This window comes from Sphingomonas sp. PvP055 (assembly GCF_040546365.1).
In the GTDB taxonomy this organism is placed as follows: domain Bacteria; phylum Pseudomonadota; class Alphaproteobacteria; order Sphingomonadales; family Sphingomonadaceae; genus Sphingomonas; species Sphingomonas echinoides_A.
In genome coordinates this window covers 14,168-36,123 of sequence record NZ_JBEPNS010000004.1, presented here as the reverse complement: position 1 = coordinate 36,123, position 21,956 = coordinate 14,168, and the positions used below count along the sequence as shown (strand labels likewise).

The window sequence follows — 21,956 nt, the reverse complement described above, 5'->3', positions numbered from 1 at the left end:
CGCCGCCCCGTAAGAGAAGCCTCACGATGTTCGGTCTGCCTGCCCTCCGCAAACGCCGTCGCCCCCGGTCACGGTTCAGCATCGCCGGCAATCAGGCGCGCGATGCACGCGATTGGGCAGGAGCGGCGGACCAGTATCGCCGCCACCTGCTGCTCAGGCCGGAAGACGGGCCGATCTGGATCCAGCTGGGCCATATGCTGAAGGAGATCGGGCGCCGCTCGGACGCGCTCCTTGCCTATGAACGCGCGCTGGAGCTACAGCCCGGCGATCCCGATCTGCTACTCCATCTGGGCCATGCGCTGCTGGCAGCAGGCAATCCCCGGACCGGTACCGAACGGCTGCGCGCGGCGGCCGTCGCCGGCAGCGTGCAGGCCAGGCGCGATCTATACACCCTGTTAGGCGAGAATGTCGCGGGCGATAGCCCACGAGGCGATCCCGCCCCTGCCCCGCTCCTCGCCGATCTCGGTCGGCTGGCCCCGGGCTTGCGGCCCACTGACGCACAGGACGTGGCGATCGAGGGCACGGACCGGCTGAAGGCGCAGTCGCACGATCCGTGGATCCTGTTCGAATGGGCCGAAGGCGCGCAGCCGACGACCTCGATGGCACTCCTGACGATAGAGATGCAGGCGCTCGACAGCAAGGCGCCGCCCGTCGCCCAGATCTATGTCGATTGCGGCAAAGGCTTCGACGAGCGCGACAGCACACATTTCGCCTTCTCCGCAGACGGTCGGGCGACGATCCTGCTGGTCAATCCATCCAGCCTCCGCCGCATCCGGTTCGATCCGGACGAGCGGCCGGGCCTGCTGACGCTGCCGCGGATCACCGTCACCCCCCTGCCCGATCTCGCCGCGATCGAGGATGCCGTGCGGCGCGATGCCCCGGCCGATGTCGACATGGGGCGGCTGCTCGATTTGCTGCGCGCCACCGTAGCCCGCGACGAGACGCAGCCGCAGTTCCCCTCGCATGCGCTGGCGCTGGGGTTCGATCTGGCCCGCGCGATCAACTTCAGCCACGATTATCGCCACTGGCTGGAGCGCAACGGCAGCCCCCGCCCCGCCGATTATGATCGGATGGCGGAGATGGCGGCGGATTTTCCGATCCGCCCGCGCTTCTCCTTCGTGATCCCCACCTACAACACGCCGCCGCGGCTGCTCGCCGAGTGTCTCGATTCGCTGCTGGCGCAGACTTGGGCCGATTTCGAGATCTGCGTTGCGGACGACAAATCGTCCGATCCGCAAGTGGTTCGGATCTTGGCAGACTATGCCGCGCGCGATGCACGCGTCCGCTTCGTCGCGCGGCCGTTTAACGGCCATATCTCGGCCGCCAGCAACAGCGCGCTGAAACTCGCCACGGGCGATTTCATCGTGCTGGTCGATCATGACGACCTGCTGCCCGATTATGCGCTATTCGTGCTGACCTACTATATCAATCGCCACCCGCAAGCCGACATCTTCTATTCCGACGAAGACAAGGTGACGGTCGACGGCCATCGGGTGCAGCCCTATTTCAAAAGCGATTTCAATCGTTTTCTGATGTACGGCCACAATATGGTAAGCCACCTCGGTGTCTATCGTCGGTCGCTGGTCGAGCGGGTCGGCGGGTTCCGGCTGGGGTTGGAAGGCAGCCAGGATTATGATCTGACCTTGCGCTGCCTGGAGGCGGCGGGGTGGGACAGCATCGTCCACATTCCTCACATCCTCTATCACTGGCGGATTATACCGGGTTCCACCGCCATGTCGGTCGACCAGAAGGGTTATGCGGTTGTCGCTGCCCAGCATGCTATCAACGGCCATTTCGAGCGGACCGGCCTCCCCCTCCGCTCGGTCGAGGGCTTCGCTGCCGGCTGCGCGGGCGTAAAGCCGACACGGACGTTCGAGACGCCCGTCTCGATCATCATCCCCACGCGCAACGGCCTCGATCTGCTGAAGCCCTGCCTCGATGCCATCTTCGCGCACGATACGACCGGCACCGAAATCCTCATAGTCGACAACGGATCGGACGATCCGGCGACGCTCGCCTGGTTCGAGGAAGTGACAGAGCGCCACGGCGTACGCATTCTCCCGGATCCGGGCAATTTCAACTTCTCGCGCATCAACAATCTGGCGGCCGAGGCAGCGACGGGCAAGATTCTCTGCTTCCTCAACAACGATACTGAAATCGTCTCGGGCGACTGGCTAAACCGGGCGCGCACCTTCCTCAGCCTGCCCGAGATCGGCGCGGTGGGCGCGCGGCTGCTGTTCCCGGACGGGACGCTCCAGCATTTCGGCATCGCGCTCGGCATGGGCACGCATCGCGTGGCGGGCATTCCGCATCTGGGGCTGGACGGCCACCTGCCCGGCTATCTCGGCAAGGCGCGGCTGCTGCAGGAAGTCTCTGCCATCACCGCCGCCTGCCTGTTCGTACGCCGGGCCGATTTCCTGGCCGTGGGCGGTTTCGAGGAGGAATTGCGCGTCGCCTATAACGACGTCGACCTCTGCCTGAAGATCGGCGCCAAGGGCCTCAGGATCCTTGCCGATCCGGACATCACGCTTATCCACAAGGAAAGCCGCACACGCGGCAGCGACAAGCATGGCGAGCGCGCGCAGCGGCTGGATGAGGAGGCCGCCTGGATGCGCCGGCGCTGGGCGGACGTGCTGGACCGCGATCCCCATTATTCGCCCAACATCGATCTCGCCCGCATCGACTTCGCCTATGCCGCCGATCCGCGCGTGCCGTGGCCATGGCAGGATACTGGCCGGGATATCAGATAGCTATTTGCAGGCTACCAGCTGTCCGAAAAACACTATCCATGCCGATCATCGTCGTCGTCAAACTCAAGGCAGTGTCGGCAACGTCGATGGAAACGCCCGATCGACTGGGTGGCCTTCGCAATCTTCTCGGGGCTTGCCGAATTTGCGCGCGAACTGATCGTCGAGCGAATCAGGGCCAGCGCCGCCGCCTGTTCCGGCTTTGCGGGATCAGACCCTAAGACGGCGTCCGGGCGGATTTCAGTACGCTGTTCAAGGCCTCATGGACGCGCTCGGGGTCCAGCGTGAAATCGCACTGGATATTTCCCGCCTCGGCGTCAATCGCGTAGTTGGAGAGCAGGATGGTTTCGGGGCACGGCGATCGAAACGCGGTGACGATCCAGCCGAACTGGCGCGAGCCGATGACGACGCCTGGTAAGCCGGCGATCAGCACCGATTTGGTCGCGCTGGTCCCCTGCGAACTTAGATGCAGCGTAGCCTTGCTAGCGGCATAGATGGAATCGTGCATCGACCTGCCCGCCGACACGCGATGGCGCACCCCTCCGTCGAGATGGTCGACAATCCCGGAGATCATCGCATCCTCCTGATCCGTCAGACTTTTCGGAAGCGGTGAGGCGCCGACGCAATGCCCGTCGAAGATCACGGCGAGACCCGGATGTTCGGCCCCGAGCCTGTTGAAGATTTGGCCCATGGCCGATGGCGGTGCCAGCCAGCGCCGGCCATGCGCGCGCAGCGACAGGAACAGTACCGGCCCCCCGCCGGCGACCAGCGCATCGACTTCGCGGCGCCACGCCGGATCGGCATGGCGTTCGGCATGGATCATCACCCTGTCCGCCAAAGGCTGCTCGACGACGCACCCAGTGACGCGGACGACCATCCGGTTCTCTTTCCAGAGGCGGTGGTTGAGGGCCACCGCATGGTCGGGAAGATCGCGGATGACAGGCACGTCCCGGAATTCCGGCAGCAGATGTTCGGTGGGGCCGAAAGGCTCGGGCGCCGCGACGATCAGGGAGTCGATCGCCGATGCTGGTAGATGCTCAGCAAAGCGCATCAGGCCCTGGAGATCGGAGAACAGATGCGTGCTGATATAGTTCAGCATACCCGACATGAGCGATGGCGGCGCCGTGCGACGAGCGACCTCTCCCATGAAATAGGTTCGCGTGGCGGCGGGATCCGCCAGACACGCCAGCTTTAGTTCCCGGACCCGATCCTGCAGATAGTCTCTGAACAGATCGATGACGCCATCATGGCAGATGATGAGATGGGACAGCGGATCATACCAGGCGACTGGCCAATTGTCCTCGGTTGCAAAGAAGATGAACAGCGGTCTGGGCGATGATATGAAATAAGCGATCACCGAGCCGCAATCCCGGAGGGATGGGTGGTAGTTCAGGATTAACGACGACGACGATGTCACGACCCCGCCATAGGGGGACAGGAGCACCACGCTGCTCGCTTCGACGATGTGCAACTGGGTCGCTAGGATGCCCCCGCGCGAAAGATCCGCCGCCGATGCAGCGCGTTCGGCATTTTCCTGCGAAACGTCGGGGGCCGCCGGCCCGGAGCCTGCAGGGGTCGCACCCTCCGTTGGCCCCGCGCCGGTGAATTCCCTCCAACCGACGACCGGCACCGCTAGCTCGGCTGCGAACAGCTTTTCGAGAACGTCGATATCGTCGTCGGCCAGGATCAGGTCTTCCATCGCACGCGCCGGCACGGGATCGCCGAACAGGCTTGACCAGCCCCGCTGTGCGACCCCGCAGATATCAATCCGGCGCGCGAGCTTAGTCAAGGCGACGTCGTTCGTCCTGGCCGCCTGTTCGGCGATCCGGGTCTTGATCGGTTCGGGCAGGGGCATGCCCACGCGGATCGCGGCCGAGGCGGCACGATGGGCCAGCGCCACCGGCACCGGATGGTCATCGGGAAGCGCCGTGAGGAGCGCGACGCAGGCATCCATGGCGATGCGCGGGTCGCCCTGCTCCATATGCATCAGAGCCGCGGTCTCGACGCCGGAAACATGCAGGGGGTGCCGCTCGATCAGCCGGTTGCAGACCGCCAAGGCCGCCTCATATCGGCCGCTCCCCCAGATCGCATGCGCGAGATGGATGCAGGTATCGGCGTCGCTGCCGCCATCGACCTGGCCTGCCTTGCGCCTGAGCCAGCGTTCCGCAAGATCATATTGGCCGCCTGCCAGATAGAGCGAGGCGATCTGCAGGAAACATGCGGTGGCGGGGGCGGTGTACGCATAAGCGGCGCCAAGCTCAATCAGCCCGCCGCTAGTGTCGCCTGCCGCCTGCCGCCGCGTGCCCACCTCGATATGGATCGCCGCCGACGGCCAGTCCGGCGGCGCACCGGCAAACATGCGTTGGGCCAGTATCGAGACGGCAGGATGCGGTGCGTCGTCGGGATCGGGATCGGGAGGCTTGCCGCTGACCGACGCCCACCAGAGTGTCTCGAGAAGCTGCTCGGCGCTAAGCAACGGCGAAAGCCTTTCCAAACGCATCCCGGGCCGGGGCCCCGTCAGACTTTCGGCGCGGCGGGGATGCGGAATGTGCTACGCCGGCGCCGCTGTCGTCTAGCGGCTTCACGAAGCGATCTGCGCCAGCGCGAACGACACCTTCTTGCCGATCCGTGCATATCCCCATCCGGACAGACGCCATGCGCCGTCCTCTACCCGGCGCTGGCTGGCAAGACCTACGCGAAGGCCCTCGATCCCGAACAGCTGAAGGCCATCGGTACGCAAGATCCAGCGGCCGACGGCCGTCCCGCCCGCATGGATCGCTCCATCGGTTTCGAACGTGAGTTCCGTCTCGCCTTCAAGCGTTTCCAGCTGCCAGCGGCCGCCGATCTGCTCCGCCGAAAGCCTAAAATAGGGGGAGTTGGGCAAGGCCGCGTCCCAACCGCGGGCCTCATCCTCGCTGGCTTTTGTAAACGTGTACAGCGTCTGCCCATTAGCATAGGCCGCGCCGCGCAGCCGGAGCAAGGACGGCAGCCCGGCGATCCTCACCAGCGCCAGCCAGAAGGGTCCGGCATCGCGAAACTCAAGGATGCATCCGTCCTCGGCCAGCACGGGGATCGGCAGTGCCCCATCGCCTTGGGCGAACGGAGCCAGCACGCAAGTATCGAAATTGCTGCTGCCATACCATCTGCAAGGCGCAAGAACCGACACGCCTGTACCGATCGTCAGGCGATCCGAGGAATGGCTGATACCGTCCAGCGCAAAATCGAGGAACAGGCTCCAGCGATTGAACGGGCCGACCAGTTCTTCCGGTGCCAGCACCAGTCGATCAGCGCTGGCCGCTATGCCGACATAGCGCTTTGTGCCGTAATCGCTCCGGCCGAACTCGACGGTCAGCGCCCCGGGCTCCAGAGACCAGGTTCCGTCGATCCCAGCTTCTTCGGACCACACGGTGCCGTCGGATCGGAGCTGCATCTTGATTTTCATCCGCCCGAGCATGTCGCGGCAGAGGAAATCGCGATCGACAAGGCTGCGGATCAGCTCGCCGTCGATCGCGGGCAGAAGGTCCGCGCCATGAGGCCCCGAACTGAAGGCGGCGACCCAGTGGGTTTCGCGCCGGTCCCCGGCCAGCAATTGCCGATCCGAGAAATGTCGCAGGATTTCGGCTCCGGTGTTCGGCTCGCTCTTTCGGGCGAACATATAGTCTTCGGCATCGACGCTGTATGACACTGCGGCGATATGACGATCTTCGAAAATGCCCCCCTCTATGGTGGCATAATTGTGCATGAAATTTTCGCCGGCGCCCATCGTGGCGGCCATCGTGTCAAAATAGTTCATTTCCGGGCCAAAGCCCATGTTCATCGCCGCAAAGGTCTCGGAGAAGTCTTCCCGGTTCAGGAGGGCGTCGGCATAGACGCGACTGAAGAACACGAACGGTGAGCCGTTGCAAAGCCGCTGATTCCGGAGAGTGCGATGAACCCACGCCTGCGTGGCCGGGGGCATGCGCCGAGAATAGGTTATGGCTGTCTCGGGAGAGACATCGACAAATTCGTGAAGACGCGCGAACGACATCCATCGCATATCGGCGTCATATGGGGAGACGGCGTAGATCTGATCATCCCCGTTCGGGTTCGTCTGCGCCGAACGCGGAGTGCCCGCGAAATTGAAGCTGAACGAATCCAGGCGGTGATCCGGGCGCATACCCGGATGATAGGGGAACGGCCCGGCGATATCCTGCAATCCGGCCGTGTCGACGGATTCGAACACGCTGTCGATGGATCGCTCCAGCAGCCTGGGAAGGTCATCGACCTGATGGGGGTGAAATTCCCCGTCCCAGGCCGGCATGACCCCCTGATAGCGGCTCAGCTTCGCCAGGTTCTTCGGGTTGACCATGAGATGCGCGATCTCGTCCATCGGCCGAAGCGGCACCGTGCGGTCGCAGATCACCTGCATCCAGCTGCCCTCCGGCGCTATGGCGCGAAACAGCGCCATGATTTCCAGAACCGTCTGGAACAGCAGCTTCGGCCCGCCCCATGTCAGCGGCGCGCGATTGAGAAAGAATATGCGCGGCACCAGCATCGCTGCGCTGGCCTGCTCGATTCCCGCCGGATGGCCCGATCCCCCTACCGAGACAATGATCCGGCCCTTGCGCGACTGGAGGTTGGCAAGGTTGGACAGCAGGCGGGGCACGTGATCCCGCCAGGTCATGAACAGCCAGATCGGCACCGTCTCGACGGCAGCGTCGCGCGTGGCGACAGCGAGACGGGCCAGTTCCATTTCGGCCTCGTCGAGTGCTGCGTACCGGATGATCGCCTCGGCGTCGCCTCGGCCTGCCATGCCGGCCCATATCCGCCTCGCCGAGGCGAGCGACGGGGCGGCCTTGAAGGCGGCCAGATCACCGAGCGGGTCCGGCCCGTCAGCAGACGGCAGGGCCCGTCGCCCCGCATAGACAAACGTCTCGCCCGACAGTCCCAGACGGACGGCAGCATCATACAGGTCCGCTTCCGCCATTCCGGCGGCGATGGCACCGGCGGCGAGATCCAGCACCGATCGATAGGCCATAGCCCAGCTCTCGGCGCGGGTCGTCGCGGCCAGCAGGGCGATCCTGCGGACGGCCCGGTCGGCGGTCGGCGGCGGCAGGCGCGAAAGCTGCGACAGCCCCTGAAGCATCGACCATTCATCGAGCCGAAGCAGGCAGTCGCGCGACACGCGGTCCCAGTCATCCGGCTCCGCCGCGCCATCGTCGTCAGGCATCCCATCCCACCCGGCGAGCAGAATTAGACGCCGGACGATGGCTTGCGCAGGCGGTGTTGCGGGGGGATCCCTGTCTCTGGCATCCCCTATCGCTTGGGCTACGCTCAGGGCGAACCCAAGCTCCCCAGCGGCAAAAGCGGCGCAGACCAGCCAGGACAGATGCAGGATGAAGCTGTCGACTGATCCAAACAGGCGGTTTCTGGTGGGCGCCAGTATTTCGAATATTTCGTCCGCCGGCAGCAAATGATAGGTATGGCCGATCAGGCCCAGCCGCAGCTCGGACGTATCGATATCGCGCAGCAGCGGATGCCGCAGGACTTCCTGTGCCGACACGAAATTAAAATCGGCGAGCAGGCGCTTGGCGACAGCAAAGAGGGCAATTGATATTGCCTTCCCATGCTGCTCGACATCAAACTTCTTCGATGCAAACAGCGCCATTTCTTCGTCGGAAAGATGCTGACAAAGCATTATGAGATTGCAAGATGGCAGTGTAAATCTTGCAAAATACGCAAGAATAATATCCTGATTTGGATCAGCCAACCATAATCGAGCGTCCTGCAATTGTCGCTCAAGATTGGCATTCATCTTTTGTGGCCTTGGGTCAGCAGTCTACCCCTGACAGACAGGAGACTTACCTTGGATATGCCAAGCTTTATCACCAGTCCAACCCTAGTTACCGAATACTGCCAATCCGACTGCTGTTTTCATCTTCCACTACGGCGATACATCGATCCCACCTCTGGCGACAAGCCATTGATCTACCGGCTTAACTTGTTTCAGACCGCCTCCTATTTTCGCCAAGTGCGTGGCGATCAAGTGAATGCGGCGCTGTCGTGACACGGGCAGTGCCGTACCGGCCTGGATGGGTGGACACCGCTCCAATGTCCTGTCCGGCGCAACGCAGGACAGGTTGCTGTTCCTCCCGCCATACTCGCCTGGATTGAATCCGATCGAACAGGTCTTTGCCAAGCTCAAGCATCTGATGCGAAATGCTGCCGAACGACCACACCAACGCACCTGGCGGCGCGTCGGAGCTCTGCCCGACATCCTCACATCCAACGAGTGCCGCAACTACCTCATCAATGCCGGATACAGGTCGACGTTATGTCATCATGCTGTAGGTGCCGCATCCAGGTCAGTGGATCAGACTCTAACCCTCAGCCGTGGGCACGACAGCCCATGGATCGGGCCGCACGCTGGCCTCGATCCATTGCGCCACCACCTCGGCCGGGGGCCGCCGCAGGCCGTCAAAAGGCTGCCCGGACCGCGCCCAATTGGGGTTGAAAGCGGGATCGAGATCGAGTGCGGCGCCCCAGCGCTCTCGTATCCACGCCCAGTCCGCCCGGTCGCGGGCGTGTTCGGCGGTGGACATGACGCTGCCGCGCGTAGCGGATTCGCGGTGGACCGCGACAATATTGGACGCCTGCACGACATGGACACCCGCAGCGCGGATACGCAGGCAGAAGTCCACGTCGTTATAGGCGATTGGCAGCCGTTCCTCGAACCCGCCGACCGCGTCGAACAGCGTACGCGACACTGCCAGCCACGCCCCCGTCACGGCAGAAGCGCAGCGCGGGTGCCGCCAGCGCGCGGCCGGGCCGCCGGGCTCGGTCGGGTGGAGCACGCCCTCGTGAACCGCGCCGCCCTCCCTGCCCATGCCGAAGATCACGCCGGCATGCTGGATCAGCCGATCGGGATAGAGAAGCAGCGCGCCCATGGCGCCCGTCCGCGGCCGGGCGAGGCCGTCGCGCAGCGCAACGTCCCAGCCTGGCGTCTCCATCTCCACGTCGTTGTTGAGGAACAGCAACAGCGGCGCATTGCCCCGCGCCGCCGCCAAATTGTTGGCCCGCGCCCAGTTGAACGGCTCGTCATGCGCGATCGGGCGGGCGATACCCTCGGCCTGCCAGCCCGCCAGCAGCGCCGCTGTCTCGGGCAGCACGCTGCGATTGTCCATTATGACGATATCGAGTGTATTCGGATGCGCCGCGGTGCGGCGCAGGCTGTTGATGCAGGCCGTCAGCAGGGCCGGCGCATCGCGCGTCTGGATGATGATCTGGATGGGGGCCGGGTCCGCCGCTGCTGCTGGCGTGGCGGGGGCAGAAAGATCGACGAGCGCGGGTTCCGCCCGGCTTGCTAGCACCAGCGGCACATGGGCGTAGCGCAGGGGCAACTCCATCCGGCCCGCCACCAGTGCCTCCCAATCATCTGCTGCTGCGGCCGCTTCTGCCCGCAGCAGCAGGACGGGCGGACGCACCGCGGCGCGGGCAAACCAGACGGGATCAGCCATCGGCTGGAAGCAGGGATCGTGGTGCGCGATCCCGTCTGCCTCTGCGGTCCAGTGATCGTGATCGGCATAGGCCGCCCCGGCGCCGGTGCCTGTGGCGGCGGCGTGCAGCTGCCCGGCCGCATCGGGGGCGAGCCGCGTGCCGGCTTCCATCAGCAGCAGCCAGTCTGCCCCCGCCGCTGTGACTAGCGCGGTGCCCTCTGTCATCACACGGCAGGGAATGTCCCCCAGCGTCTCGCGCGTAATGGCGACATGGGCAGGGTCTGCGCCACGCGCGTCGATCAGGGCCAGCACCTGGGCACCGGTGGGTAAGGGCAGGGAAGGGCGCCTGCCCGCTCTGGTCCATGCCGGATAACGCGACAGGGCATAATCACCGCTCTGCGCCTCGATCGACTGCTGCGCCGCCGACGGCAGTCGCTCGCGCGCGCCCATTTCGATGAGTGCCTGCGCCGCGCTCCCACCGTCCGCCATCGCGAGAGCTTCCTGCAACGCTGCGATCGCCGCCTCGCGTCGCCCGAGGCGACGTTCGAGATAGGCGAGGTGGATCCATACCTCCGCCTGTTCCGACAGATGCGCTGCCGCGGTGCGATAGGCGGCGGCCGCCTCCTCTAGCGCCCCCGTCTCCTTCAAGCTGTGGCTGAGCTGGACCCAAGCCGCCCCGTCCGTCGGGCGCCGCGCCAGATGTGCGCGATAGGCCGCTACCGCCGCTGCCCACTGCGCCGCCCGCGCCGCACGGCGCGCCCGTTTCAGGGGCGAAAGCCAGGAAAGGAACAGCATAAGTCTCCTGAAGAATGGATAAGGGTCTATCCGCTGTAGCACGCCGCCCCGCCCAAGGAGCAGGGCGGGAGGCCCGTTATGCGTTTTGAGATCGCATCGTCTCAATCGCGCTGATCCGCGCCGCCACCTTACGCCCCGACGCATCGAACGACATGCGCGTCGCCAGATCCGTCTTAGCCTTTGCGCCCAGTGCGCGCGCCCATTCGGGATTGTCGTGGACCTTACGCATGCATTCCGCGGCATGGGTCAGTGAGGCATGCGCCCAGCGCGTGCCCGCTCTATAGGGCGGATAATCGCGATCAAGCGTGACGAGCTCGTGGCGCACGAGCAGGCTCGTCTCCTCGGTCATGAAATCCAGATTGCCCGAATAAGCGGTCGCGATCACTGGTTTGCCGAGCAGCATCGCCTCCGCCATCGTGAGGCCATAGCCCTCACTGCGGTGAAGCGAGACGTAAGCGTCGCACGCATCCATCAGCGCCAGCACGTCGCCTTGCGCATAGATGGCGTCGAGGATGATAACGTTGTAGCCTGTACCCGCTGCCTGCAGCTCGGCCAACTGCTCAGGATACATGTGGCCGAACGAGGTCTTGAGGACGAGACCGACCCCATTGTCCTTTCCGAACGCCATGATGAACGCTTCGATCAGCCCCAGCGGGTTCTTGCGCTCCATGATGCTGGCCATGTGAAAGGTGAACAGGAACAGATATGTCCCTTCCGGCAAACCGAAATGAGCGCGCGATCTCCGCTCGAACACGGGATGTTCGAGGCCCGGCATGATGACGTGGACCGGCAGGTCGAACCGTTCTTTCAGCGCATCGCCCACGAAGCGCGTCGCCGCCCAGATCTCGTCCACCTGATCAGCCTGTGCCTGCCAGTGCGCGGGGATCGTCTCCAGCTCCCAGTACCAATAGCCGATCCGGTAGGTGCGCGGGGTCCGCGGGGCGAGGCCAGCGCGGTCATAGGCCACGTCGAACAAGGGCTCGGGTTGGGTATGGATGATGGTGACGTCATACACCTCGAGGCCGACATAAGCCGCATGCCGGTCCTCGTCGCCGCGCCCCTGCACCCACACGTCGCGGAGTGAGACGGCGCCGCCTGTGCGGCGGGGAAACCCTCGACCAGCGTCTCGGCGGAGGTGCGCAGGCCCGAGGCGTAGCAGAAATGGCCAAGCATGTTGAAGCCGGGCATCGCCAGCTCCGTGGCGAGCGCGGCCCTGTCCTGCCGGACGAGCCAGGCCGTCGCCTCCTCGTCGAGCCCCGCCGCCGGCGTCCCCTGCCAGACAAGGAATGCCTCTGCCGCGGCTGTATCGGCGAAAGGTGCCGGGTACGCCGCCCGCCAGTCAGCCCGCGCCGCATATGCTATGCGGATCTGTTCGGCGGAGGTGAACGGTTCGGGCCAGCGGGCTGGCTCCGTCCAGTCCCCGGCAATGCCAAAGCTCGCCACCAGCCACTCACCAAGCCTGCGGCGGCCGAACACCGTCACCCCGTCGGGGAACAGCCTCTGCCAGACGGGGGTGAACAAGAAGGTCTCGACCAGGCCGTCCGCCGGCTTTTCCGCCACCGTCAGCAGAAACCACCACAGGTGGGCCAGATCGATTGGTTCGCCGCCGAGCGTGCCGTCCGCCGCCACCGCCGCCAGCAGATCGCCCGCCCCCGCCGGCGTCAGCGCCAGCAGATGCGCGCGGGCGACATCGGCGTGGATCAGGCGCATCTGGCGGATCCGCGCGCCCGGATCGGCGCGGAAGGCGGCGGCGATAGGGGCGAGCGCCTTCCCCGACAGACCCAGTTCGACCGCGCCCTCTTTTGCAAGCCAGACGGCGAACGCCCCCTCCGCCCCGGCCGACAGCGCATCCGGGAAACGCTGCCGCAGATCGGGCCGCGCCCGCAGCAGGGCGATGAGGAAGCGGACCGCCTCCGCCTCGTCCGTGATCCGCTCCGGCGGGGCCGGGACAGGCGCGGCGATGGCGGCATCGTCGAACAGGTCGATCGGGCTCGGCGGGCGCGCCTTGGGGTAGCGGCCTTCGGCCAGGCCGATGCGCAGGAAATGGGCGAGCGGCGGTAGGTCCGAGGCGCGCACGTCGGGATAAACTCCGGCGTAATACACCGCATCGAACGCCGGATGCGCCACATCGAACGCCGGCAGGCCCTCGGCCGCACCCTGTTCGAGATAATGGACGAGCGGGGCGAGACCGCCCGTATCGCGGCCCCCGAGCGCCGCCAGATAAGCGCGGTTGCTGAAGAAGGGGTTGGGATCGCGCGTGCCTTGGGGGTGGCGCAGATAGTCCAGCATCGGCCCGCCGGGGGCCCCGCGCACCTGCGGGTAGCGGGCGAGATACCATTCCACGTCGAACAGCAGGGACGCGGGGCGGGCCTCGGTCAGCCCATGGTCGATGAAGTGGCGATAGAGATCGCCGCTTTTTAGGTCTGGATTGCGGAGGCGATAGACATCCAGATCGAACAGGCCCGAGCCTGCGACCAGCGTTTCGTCGGCCAGCGCCGCAACATCCCCCGCCGCAGGATCAAGCGCGCTCAGGCGCCAGAAATGGGCATGAGCTTCGCGCAGGCGGCCGCTGTTCTTGAGGAGATGGGCAAGGTGGAGCGGCGCGCGTCGCGATCCTCGGGCGCGGCGGCGATCGCCGCCCGGTAATGCCGCTCTGCCCCGACCGGATCGCCCGCCTCCTTGGCCATATGGCCGGCCTGGATGTGGATCCGCGCATCCTGCGGCGTGAGGCGGAGCACGCGTTCGTACAGCGCCGCGGCCTCAGCGAACGCGCGGGCGTCGCGGGCACGATCAGCCCTGCGCGTCAGGCGCCGGCGGATGCCGAGTGCCACCAACAGGCGACGCAGGCGGTCTGCGATCAAGCCCATATCTCGTCTCCGGGCGAGAGGAACGGGCCGATGGCCACTTGCCCCATGGTCAGGCGACAGCCGGGCCGCCGGGCAGCAGCGTCGCGATCATGTCGCCGACGCGATGCTTGGGCGCCCAGCCGGGCAGCCGGTCCGTACCGGGATCGATCGGCACCATGATCTCACGCTCGCGATAGGCCAGCGCCCCGAAGCGCGGGGCGAAGTGCTGCCCGACGGCCGCGGTGACGATCCTAGCCAGTTCCTTCAGGGACATCCGCTCCCCACTCACGAAATAGCTGGCCTCGTGCCCGCCCGGCGCCGCCAGCGCCAACGCGATCGCTTGGACGAAGGCACGGCCGACATCGGCGACGTGGGTCAGATCGAGGATCTGCTCGCCCCCCGACATGCCCAGATCGCCGCCTTTTCGCGCCGCATCGACGAGCAGGGTCACGATCTTGCGGCGCGGATCGTCCGGCCCATAGGTGTCGAACAGCTTGAGCGTGATTGCCACAAGCCCGCGGTTGACGGCATAATGGCGCACCACGTCCTGAAACGCCTGTTTCGCCGCCGCATAGAGATCGACCGGGCAGAACGCCTCGCCCCGGTAATGCTGCCAGAAAGTACCGGTGTTGACGAACCGGCCGATCCCGTTGGCCGCCATCGCCTCCAGGAGGAGCGTGGGCAGGGTAACGTTCGTCTCGATCGTCTGCTGCACCTGCTCGGGATCGCGGGCGCCGGCAGGGGCGCTCGCCAGATGCGCCACACACTCCGGTCGCACGGCCCGCAGCACGGCATTGAGGCTCTCGAACGTCGGCTGATGATCGTGCCGTCCGACCCGGCCATCGAGGGCCGGGGGAAGGATGCTGGCAGGCCGGGTGAGAAGGTGGACCTCCCACCCGCAATCGAGGCAGGCCTCTGCAACATGACGCCCGATATAGCCGGTGCCGCCCGTCAGCAGAATCCGCACGGCTCCGGCCCCGGCCACTTCCGGCATCAGAAGTTCAACCCGAAGAACTCCTCGAGCTTACTCGCCACGAAATCGAAATGCTCTTCGCCGAGAGCCGGGAACAAGCCCAGCCAGAAGCTGTCGTTCATCACCCGATCGGTGTTGGCGAGCGAGCCCACCACGCGATGCTCAACATGCTGGAAATAGGGCTGGCGAGTAAGATTTCCGGCAAAAACCAGCCGCGTGCCAATCTTGTTCTGATCGAGGAAGCGGGTGATGTCCACGCGCTTGGCGTCCACGCCCTCACGCAACATCACGGGGAAGCCGAACCATGACGGATCCGAATTGGCCGTCGCCTTGGGCAGGATGAAGACCTCTTCCAGGCTCTTGAACCGCTCGGTCAGCAGACGGAAGTTGCGGCGGCGCGCCTCCACGAAGCCTTCGGCGCGATCTAGCTGCGCCAAGCCGCAGGCGGCCTGCATGTCAGTGATCTTCAGATTGTAGCCGAGATGCGAATAGACATATTTGTGGTCGTAGCCGAACGGCAGCGTGCCGTGCTGCTGGCTGAAGCGCGAACCGCAGGTATTGTCGCAGCCCGGCGCGCAATAGCAGTCGCGGCCCCAGTCGCGGATCGATTCGATGATCGGCCGCAGCTCCGCCGAGCGAGTGAAGACGGCGCCACCCTCGCCCATCGTGATATGGTGCGCCGGGTAGAAGGAAAGGGTGGCGACATCGCCCCAGAGGCCCACCTTCTTGCCGTCATAGGTGGCGCCCAGCGCGTCGCAGCAATCCTCGACCAGCCACAGGTCGTGTTCGTCGCAGATGCGGCGCACCTCGGCCAGGTTGAACGGGTTGCCGAGCGTGTGCGCGATCATGATCGCGCCCGTCTTCTCGGTGATCGCCGCCTCGATCAGCGAGGCGTCGATATTGTAGGTCGGGAGTTCGACATCGACGAACACGGGGATCAGCCCGTGCTGGATCGAGGGGTTGACCGTCGTCGGGAAGCCGGCGGCAACGGTGATCACCTCGTCACCCGGCTTCAGGCGCCGATCGCCCAGCTTGTGGCTGGTGAGGCAGGAGAGCGCCAGCAGATTAGCCGACGATCCCGAAGTGGTGGTGAGCACGAAGGGCGCGCCGGTCAGTTTAGCCAGTCCCTTCTCGAATTCGGTATTGAAGCGGCCCGTCGTCAGCCATCCGTCGAGCGATGCTTCGACCATCAACTCGATCTCGGGCGCCCCGATTACCTTGCCCGCCGGCGGGATAACGGTTTCGCCTGGCACGAACGGCTTCGGCGCGAATTGCGCCTTGGCATATTCGCCTACGAGCGAACGGATCTGTTGGCGAAGGTTGTCAGCGGTCATTGGTTTTCCCATGTGGCAGGAGCGGCGTCAGCGCCGGAGAAGCGTGCGATTTCGGAGAGGCAGTGATCGTGCATGTCGGCGCCGGACGTCCAGGCACGATGCCAGGCGACGATGCTGGCAAGCGCCTCGGCGAGCGACCAGCGCGGCCCCCAGCCGAGCCCGGCGCGTGCCTTGGAGATGTCGAGCTTGAGGTAGCGCGCCTCGTGCGGCTGGGTGCTGTCGTCGTGGATCCAGCCGGCATCACCACCCCATAGAGCGCACATCGTTTCGACGATCCACTGGACTGGCCTGGCATCCTCGTCGCGCGGGCCGAAGTTCCACGCCTCGGCGGCCGTGGGATCGTTCCAAAGCGCCTGCGCGAGCACGAGATAGCCCGCGACCGGCTCCAACACATGCTGCCAGGGGCGGATCGCCAGCGGATTGCGGATCAGCACCTTATCGCCCGCGGCGATCGCACGCAGGATATCGGGGATCAAGCGGTCGGCTGCCCAGTCGCCACCGCCGATGACGTTGCCCGCCCGGCCCGAGGCAATCGCGGCGCCGCGCTGTCCGGCGAAGAAGGAGCGGCGATAGGCGCTGGTGACGAGTTCGGAACAGCCCTTGGAATTGCTGTAGGGGTCATAGCCCCCCATCGCCTCGTCCTCGCGATAGCCCCACACCCATTCGCGGTTTTCGTAGCATTTGTCGGTGGTGACGACGACGACCGCTCGGACGGACGAGGCCTGCCGCACGGCTTCCAGCAAATGCACCGTGCCCATCACGTTGGTGGCATAGGTGCCAACCGGATCGTCGTAGGAGGCGCGCACCAGCGGCTGCGCCGCCATGTGGAGCACGACCTCCGGATCGGCCTCGACGAGGGCCCGTACGAGCGTTTCCCGATCGCGGATGTCGCCGATGATCGAGGTCATGCCCGCCCCCACGCGCGCGACGTCGAACAGGGCAGGTTCGGTCGGCGGCACCAGCGCGAAGCCGGTAACCTCGGCCCCCATCCGCTGCAACCACAGCGCCGTCCAGCCCCCCTTGAAGCCGGTATGACCGGTCAGGAAAACGCGCTTGCCCGCCCAGAAGGCGGGGTCGACTGATCCCGGTGCCACCTTCGTCACCAGACCCGCCACGGCGCCTTACCGCTGGTCCAGAGGTCGTTCAGGTGATGCTTGTCGCGCAGCGTATCCATCGGCTGCCAGAAGCCGCGATGCTCGAACGCCATCAGCTCGCCGTCGTCGGCCAAGGCGCGCAGCGGCTCCTGCTCCCAGGTCGTCGCGTCGTCCTCGACATAATCGATCACCTTGGGGCTGAGGACGAAATAGCCGCCGTTGATGAGGCCGCCCTCGCCCTGCGGCTTCTCGAGGAAATGGGTGATCTGCCCGTCGTCGGTGATTTCCAGCGCTCCGAAGCGCGCCGGGGGATAAGTGGCGGTCATGGTGGCGAGCTTGCCGTGGCGGCGATGATAGGGCGATCGAGGCGGTGACGTCGATGTTGCCCACGCCGTCGCCGTAAGTGAAGAGGAACTGTTCCTCGTCCTTCACATGATCGGCCACGCGCTTCAGGCGGCCGCCGGTCATGCTGTCGTCGCCGGTATCGACCAGCGTCACCCGCCAAGGCTCGGCCCGCTTCTGGTGAACGATCATCTCATTATGCGACATGTCGAAGGTAACATCGGACATGTGCAAGAAATAATTGGCGAAATACTCCTTAATGACATACCCTTTATAGCCGCAGCAGATCACGAAATCGTTTATGCCATGCGCGCCATAGATCTTCAAAATATGCCACAGGATCGGGCGCCCCCCCACCTCAATCATCGGCTTGGGGCGGACGCTCGTTTCTTCCGCGAAACGGGTGCCAAGCCCGCCCGCCAGGATTACTGCCTTCACTTGCTATCTCCCTCAGCTCGAACTGACGAATGCGTCAGCGAAGAAACGCTTGGACGGGAAGCCGAGCGCAAACAAGGCCGCCCGCGCCGACGCCACCATCGCGCTCGAGCCGCAGGCATAGACCACCGTATCCTGAGGGTCGATCCCGTCACGAACGGCGGCCTCCTGCACATAGCCACGCCCCCCCGCCCAAGCGGCATCAAGCCCCGATAGTAGGTGATGAAAGCGTATGTCGAGGCTCAAGGCGGAGGGATCCCAGCAAAAGTTCTCGGGCTCCCGGTTGCCCCAGAAGACGGACAGACGATGCCGGGCGGCGCGCGTCGGATCGGTGGCGATCTCCTCGAGCAGTGCTTTGACCGGTGCGATGCCGGTGCCGGTGGCGAGGAAGACGATGTTGGTCGGCCCCTCCTCGCGTAAAAAGAAAGTGCCGAACGGCCCCTCGATGCGAACGAGATCGTTCACTGCCGCTTTTTCGAACCAATATTGGCTTAGCACGCCGCCGGGATACCGTTTGATAAGCAGCTCCAGCATCCCGTCGGCCCGCGGCGCATTGGCCAGCGAATAGCTGCGGCGCACACCTTCCGCGAGCACGTCGATATATTGGCCCGCAAGGAAGCGCATCGGCGAGGCGGGCGGGGTGCGCAGCACGACGCGGACGATATCGGGCGCAAGCCGCTCGATCATGCTGATCCGCGCCGGCATGGTCTTGATAGTGAGCCCGGCAAGCCGGTCGAGCGGCTCGATATCGAGGACGACATCGCCTGCCGCCGCGCGGCAGCAGGTCAGGATCAGGCCCGTCGCCGCGTCCTCAGGCGGCAAGCTCTCGTCTTCCGGGCGCAGGAGGGCGGTTTCGCCTGCGGTGACGGGTGCCTTGCAGATTCCGCAGCGCCCGGTGCGACAGCTATACTCCAGCACGATCCCGGCATTGCGCGCGGCATCGAGGATCGAGAGGGAAGGATCCGCTGTGAACGTGCGGCCATTGTTCAGCGTGACGAGATGCATGGGCGGCTGCTTACAAGACAATCTGGCGGTGTGGCAGTTAAAGTTGCGCGAGGGCGAAGCTCTGTTGTTCGCGCATGGTGGGGTTGCCCCAGCCGGTCAAGCGCCAGCGGCCGTCGCGGACGCGAGCCTGGGTGGTGAGCGCGATGCGGAGGCCCTCGATCCCGAACAGGCGGAGGCCGCCCGACGCCCGGCGCCAGTGGCCGAGCAGATCGCCCGCCTCGTCGGTGATCCGCCCGTCGCCGTGCAGGTTGACCGTGCGGTCCGCCTCGACCGTCTCCAGGCGCCACCGGCCAGGTAGGTCGTCGGTGTGGAGCGCGAAGACCGGCCGGGCTGCGGGCAAGGCGTCCCACGCCGCCCGGTCTGCCGCATCGCCGACCGACAGCAGCGCTGCCGTCCGTCCGTCCGCCGCCGCCGCGCCGTGCAACCGGAGCAGAGCGGGCCGGTCGGCGATGGCGGCCAGCACCAGCATGTGTCCGCCCGTGCCGCGGATCCCGATCGCGCGGCCGGGATGGCGGAAGGTGGGTGTCGGCGTCGATCGCTCGAAATCGATGAATGCCGCGATCATCGCGCTGTCCGCCATGGGACTGCCGACCCAGGGCCGCGCCCCGTCCGCCAGCGCCGCCGCCGCATCGAGGGTGGCGACCGGGCCGGATGCCTGCGGTATCCGGGCCAGCGGGAAATCGAGGAACGCGCTCCAGCCGTTCTGCACGTCGACGATCTCGTCGGGTACGAGCGTCAGCCGGTCGCGATTGGCGCCCATGCCGCAATAGCGCTTTTCCCCCAGCCGCGGGTCATGGAAGCGGATGGTCAGCCAGCCTGCCTGATAGTGCCATTCGCCGAGCGAACCCTCCAGCCCCCTGACCCTGCCGTCCGCCTCCAGGATCGCGACGCGGCGGTGGCGGTCGAGCAGGTCGCGGACGGTGAACGGCGTGCCAACCAGCACCGCCATTAGTTCGTCGTCCAGTACCGGCAGTGGATCGGCTGTCGCGGCGGCGTCGCGCGGGCCTGCCGCCACCCAATGGAACGCCGCCCAGCCGCTGTCGTCGATCACCCGCCGCGACAGGAAGTTCAGCAGTTCATCGTTGGGATCCATCGGAACCTTGCGGACAAACTGATAATCGGAGGCATCCGCATCCTCGATGATCGGATCGATCGCCTCGCCCTCTGCCACGCTCAGCCGATACGGCGCAAAGAGGTGAAGAAAGTCCGCCTGCAGGCCATGCGTATAGGCATAGGTGTCGAAGAAGGTCATCTCCGGCCCCATGCCGCCACCGGTGGCGGCGAACAGCGCAAACCGCTCTGGATCGGTCAGCAGGCGCTCGGCATAGGCATGCGACGCGGTGAAAAAGGGATCGCCGGCATGCAGATCCTGCGTCTTCAGCACGCTGTGGATCCAGCGCACCATCCAGGGATGATGCGAGCGGGCATAGGTCGGCCCGCCTTCGGTCGCGGTATCAACGAACTGCGAGAGGCGCGTCAGCGACATCCAGCGGAAATCGGCATCATAGGGTGAAACCGAATAGGTCTGCGCATCAAGGCTCTTGATGCCGGTGATCGAACGGGAGGTATGCCCGAAGTTGATGAAGCTCGCGTTAAGCCGGAAGTCCTTCGGCAATTGAGGATAATGGGACCCGACAAGCCCGACCAGCTTCTGCGCACCGCCCGTCTCGAACAATTCGGCCATGGCATCGCCAAACAGGGCCGGCAGATCCTCGACTGTCGCCGCATCCCATTCGCCATGCCAATATTGTGGCGCCAGACGGATGCCCGCGCGCGCCATGACACGGCTGTCGGACAGTCGGTCGACGAAGCGGCCCAGCCCGTGCAGCGGGAAGGAGCAGTCGCACACCACCGACAGCCACGCCTTGCCCCCCGTCCGCGCATGGAACGCCGCCATCACTGGCAACAGGTTCTGGAACAGCAGCTTTGGACCACCCCACGTCACCACCGGTCGCGCGATCATATGCGCCCGATCCGCCAGCAGCAGCGCCGACGCCAGCGCCAGATCCGCCGGTCGCCCTTCCGCCCCGATCGACACGACGAACCGCGTGTTTGTCTCCAGATAACAGGCCGCAAGACCGATCAGCCTGTCCGCCCCCTCCCGCCACGTCATGTAGATCCAGACCGGATCCGCCGCCGCAGGCACCGCCGCCGCCGTCACCCGCCCCGCCAGCGCCGCCCGATCCACGCCATCAAGCGGCGCACCACCCAGCAGCACCGAAAGGCGGCCCTGCGCCCCGGCCAGATCCCACACCGCCGAGGCCGACGCCATGTCGGCCGCATCCCCGAAAGCGGCGAGCGCATGCCCCCAGTCCCGCTCCGCCGCCGCCCCTTCGATCCCGCGCCGGACCTGCGCCCCCAGCGAAGTGAGACCCTTGCCAGGCAGGCCGAACATCACCCAGCCATGATCGAGCGCCGCCACGCCCGATTCCGGCACCCCAGCTACCAGCAGCCGCTGCCCATGGCGAAACCCCGCGCTCCACCCCAGCGCTCCCGCCAGCGCCACGATGCTCACCAGCCGGACGATCTCGACATCGTCCAGATCTCGGCCCGGACGCACCGCCCCGTCCAGCGCGCGCAGTAGGCGCGCCTCGCTCTTTGCCTCGAGCGCCGCCGTCCACCATCCGTCCGGTGCGCCAGCATACAGCGTCACGCCGCCGCCCGATGACCGCCACACGATCCCCACATGATGGATCAGCGAAACCGTCTCCCGATCAATCGGCAGACCCCAATAGACATCGTCCAGCCCCTCGCCGATTGCCGCGATCAGGCCGAAATGACGGATCGAATATGCCGCCCGGATCACCGTGCGTAGAACCGCCGGATCCACCGGACGATGCCCCACATACTCCGCTAGACGCTCCTCGATCCGCACGCACACGGACCGCGCATCCAGCGACAAGCCCCCCG

The 21,956-nt window shown here is 65.6% G+C and carries 13 protein-coding genes and 2 pseudogenes; 2 read left to right on the top strand and 13 right to left on the bottom strand.

Going from position 1 to position 21,956, the window contains the following annotated elements:
- The first annotated feature begins 26 nt into the window (after window positions 1-26).
- Window positions 27-2,750, top strand: coding sequence for a glycosyltransferase (locus tag ABIC16_RS20870; protein WP_354292852.1), 2,724 nt, complete (start codon window positions 27-29; stop codon window positions 2,748-2,750).
- 214 nt (window positions 2,751-2,964) lie between these two features.
- Here ABIC16_RS20870 and ABIC16_RS20865 read toward each other — a convergent pair whose 3' ends face one another.
- Both ABIC16_RS20865 and ABIC16_RS20860 read right to left on the bottom strand, forming a co-directional pair.
- Window positions 2,965-5,223 carry a tetratricopeptide repeat protein gene (locus ABIC16_RS20865; protein ID WP_354292851.1) on the bottom strand — a complete coding sequence of 753 codons (2,259 nt, stop codon included), beginning with the start codon at window positions 5,221-5,223 and terminating at the stop codon, window positions 2,965-2,967.
- 105 nt (window positions 5,224-5,328) lie between these two features.
- Window positions 5,329-8,541 carry a hypothetical protein gene (locus tag ABIC16_RS20860; protein WP_354292849.1) on the bottom strand — a complete coding sequence of 1,071 codons (3,213 nt, stop codon included), beginning with the start codon at window positions 8,539-8,541 and terminating at the stop codon, window positions 5,329-5,331.
- Window positions 8,542-8,863: 322 nt separating this feature from the next.
- Here ABIC16_RS20860 and ABIC16_RS21215 point away from each other — a divergent pair.
- Window positions 8,864-9,049 (top strand): annotated as a pseudogene (locus ABIC16_RS21215) (transposase); the annotation flags it as partial.
- A gap of 57 nt (window positions 9,050-9,106) precedes the next feature.
- On the opposite strand, the gene ABIC16_RS20850 reads toward ABIC16_RS21215, so the two are convergent.
- The 11 genes and pseudogenes from ABIC16_RS20850 to ABIC16_RS20800 form a co-directional block, all read right to left on the bottom strand.
- On the bottom strand, window positions 9,107-11,017 hold the full coding sequence (locus ABIC16_RS20850) for a glycosyltransferase family 2 protein (RefSeq protein ID WP_354292847.1): 1,911 nt from the start codon (window positions 11,015-11,017) through the stop codon (window positions 9,107-9,109).
- Between the two features lie 76 nt (window positions 11,018-11,093).
- A complete protein-coding gene (locus tag ABIC16_RS20845; RefSeq protein ID WP_354292845.1) occupies window positions 11,094-11,870 on the bottom strand; it encodes a glycosyltransferase family 4 protein in 777 nt (258 codons plus the stop codon).
- Window positions 11,825-13,306: a hypothetical protein gene (locus ABIC16_RS20840; protein WP_354292843.1), complete on the bottom strand. Its 1,482-nt coding sequence runs from the start codon at window positions 13,304-13,306 to the stop codon at window positions 11,825-11,827. Before ABIC16_RS20840 ends, ABIC16_RS20845 begins: the two co-directional genes overlap by 46 nt.
- A 239-nt stretch (window positions 13,307-13,545) precedes the next feature.
- Entirely contained in the window at window positions 13,546-13,884 is a 339-nt protein-coding gene (locus ABIC16_RS20835) for a tetratricopeptide repeat protein (protein WP_354292841.1), read from the bottom strand.
- A 49-nt stretch (window positions 13,885-13,933) separates the two neighbouring features.
- Window positions 13,934-14,857, bottom strand: a complete 924-nt coding sequence (locus ABIC16_RS20830; protein ID WP_354292839.1) for an NAD-dependent epimerase/dehydratase family protein — start codon at window positions 14,855-14,857, stop codon at window positions 13,934-13,936.
- Window positions 14,857-16,170 carry a lipopolysaccharide biosynthesis protein RfbH gene (rfbH, locus tag ABIC16_RS20825; RefSeq protein ID WP_354292837.1) on the bottom strand — a complete coding sequence of 438 codons (1,314 nt, stop codon included), beginning with the start codon at window positions 16,168-16,170 and terminating at the stop codon, window positions 14,857-14,859. Before rfbH ends, ABIC16_RS20830 begins: the two co-directional genes overlap by 1 nt.
- A complete protein-coding gene (gene rfbG / locus ABIC16_RS20820) occupies window positions 16,167-17,273 on the bottom strand; it encodes a CDP-glucose 4,6-dehydratase (protein WP_354292835.1) in 1,107 nt (368 codons plus the stop codon). Before rfbG ends, rfbH begins: the two co-directional genes overlap by 4 nt.
- Window positions 17,270-17,590 (bottom strand): sugar phosphate nucleotidyltransferase, encoded by a 321-nt coding sequence (locus tag ABIC16_RS20815; RefSeq protein ID WP_354292833.1) that lies wholly within the window; start codon window positions 17,588-17,590, stop codon window positions 17,270-17,272. Before ABIC16_RS20815 ends, rfbG begins: the two co-directional genes overlap by 4 nt.
- Window positions 17,591-17,909: 319 nt before the next feature.
- Window positions 17,910-18,044 (bottom strand): annotated as a pseudogene (locus ABIC16_RS20810) (NTP transferase domain-containing protein); the annotation flags it as partial.
- 12 nt (window positions 18,045-18,056) lie between these two features.
- The gene (locus tag ABIC16_RS20805; RefSeq protein ID WP_354292832.1) at window positions 18,057-19,046 is read right to left on the bottom strand and encodes an FAD-binding oxidoreductase; all 990 of its coding nucleotides are present in this window, start codon (window positions 19,044-19,046) and stop codon (window positions 18,057-18,059) included.
- A gap of 37 nt (window positions 19,047-19,083) precedes the next feature.
- The gene (locus tag ABIC16_RS20800; protein WP_354292830.1) at window positions 19,084-21,948 is read right to left on the bottom strand and encodes a hypothetical protein; all 2,865 of its coding nucleotides are present in this window, start codon (window positions 21,946-21,948) and stop codon (window positions 19,084-19,086) included.
- Window positions 21,949-21,956: the final 8 nt, after the last annotated feature.

What these genes read in the sequence shown, in the direction of transcription:
- ABIC16_RS20835 (WP_354292841.1), bottom strand. Translation starts at nt 13,884, where the DNA reads ATGGGCTTGATCGCAGACCGCCTGCGTCGCCTGTTGGTGGCACTCGGC.
- ABIC16_RS20830 (WP_354292839.1), bottom strand. Translation starts at nt 14,857, where the DNA reads ATGCCGGAAGTGGCCGGGGCCGGAGCCGTGCGGATTCTGCTGACGGGC.
- ABIC16_RS20870 (WP_354292852.1), top strand. Translation starts at nt 27, where the DNA reads ATGTTCGGTCTGCCTGCCCTCCGCAAACGCCGTCGCCCCCGGTCACGG.
- ABIC16_RS20840 (WP_354292843.1), bottom strand. Translation starts at nt 13,306, where the DNA reads ATGCTGGACTATCTGCGCCACCCCCAAGGCACGCGCGATCCCAACCCC.
- ABIC16_RS20815 (WP_354292833.1), bottom strand. Translation starts at nt 17,590, where the DNA reads ATGACCGCCACTTATCCCCCGGCGCGCTTCGGAGCGCTGGAAATCACC.
- ABIC16_RS20850 (WP_354292847.1), bottom strand. Translation starts at nt 11,017, where the DNA reads ATGCTGTTCCTTTCCTGGCTTTCGCCCCTGAAACGGGCGCGCCGTGCG.
- ABIC16_RS20805 (WP_354292832.1), bottom strand. Translation starts at nt 19,046, where the DNA reads ATGCATCTCGTCACGCTGAACAATGGCCGCACGTTCACAGCGGATCCT.
- rfbH (WP_354292837.1), bottom strand. Translation starts at nt 16,170, where the DNA reads ATGACCGCTGACAACCTTCGCCAACAGATCCGTTCGCTCGTAGGCGAA.
- ABIC16_RS20860 (WP_354292849.1), bottom strand. Translation starts at nt 8,541, where the DNA reads ATGAATGCCAATCTTGAGCGACAATTGCAGGACGCTCGATTATGGTTG.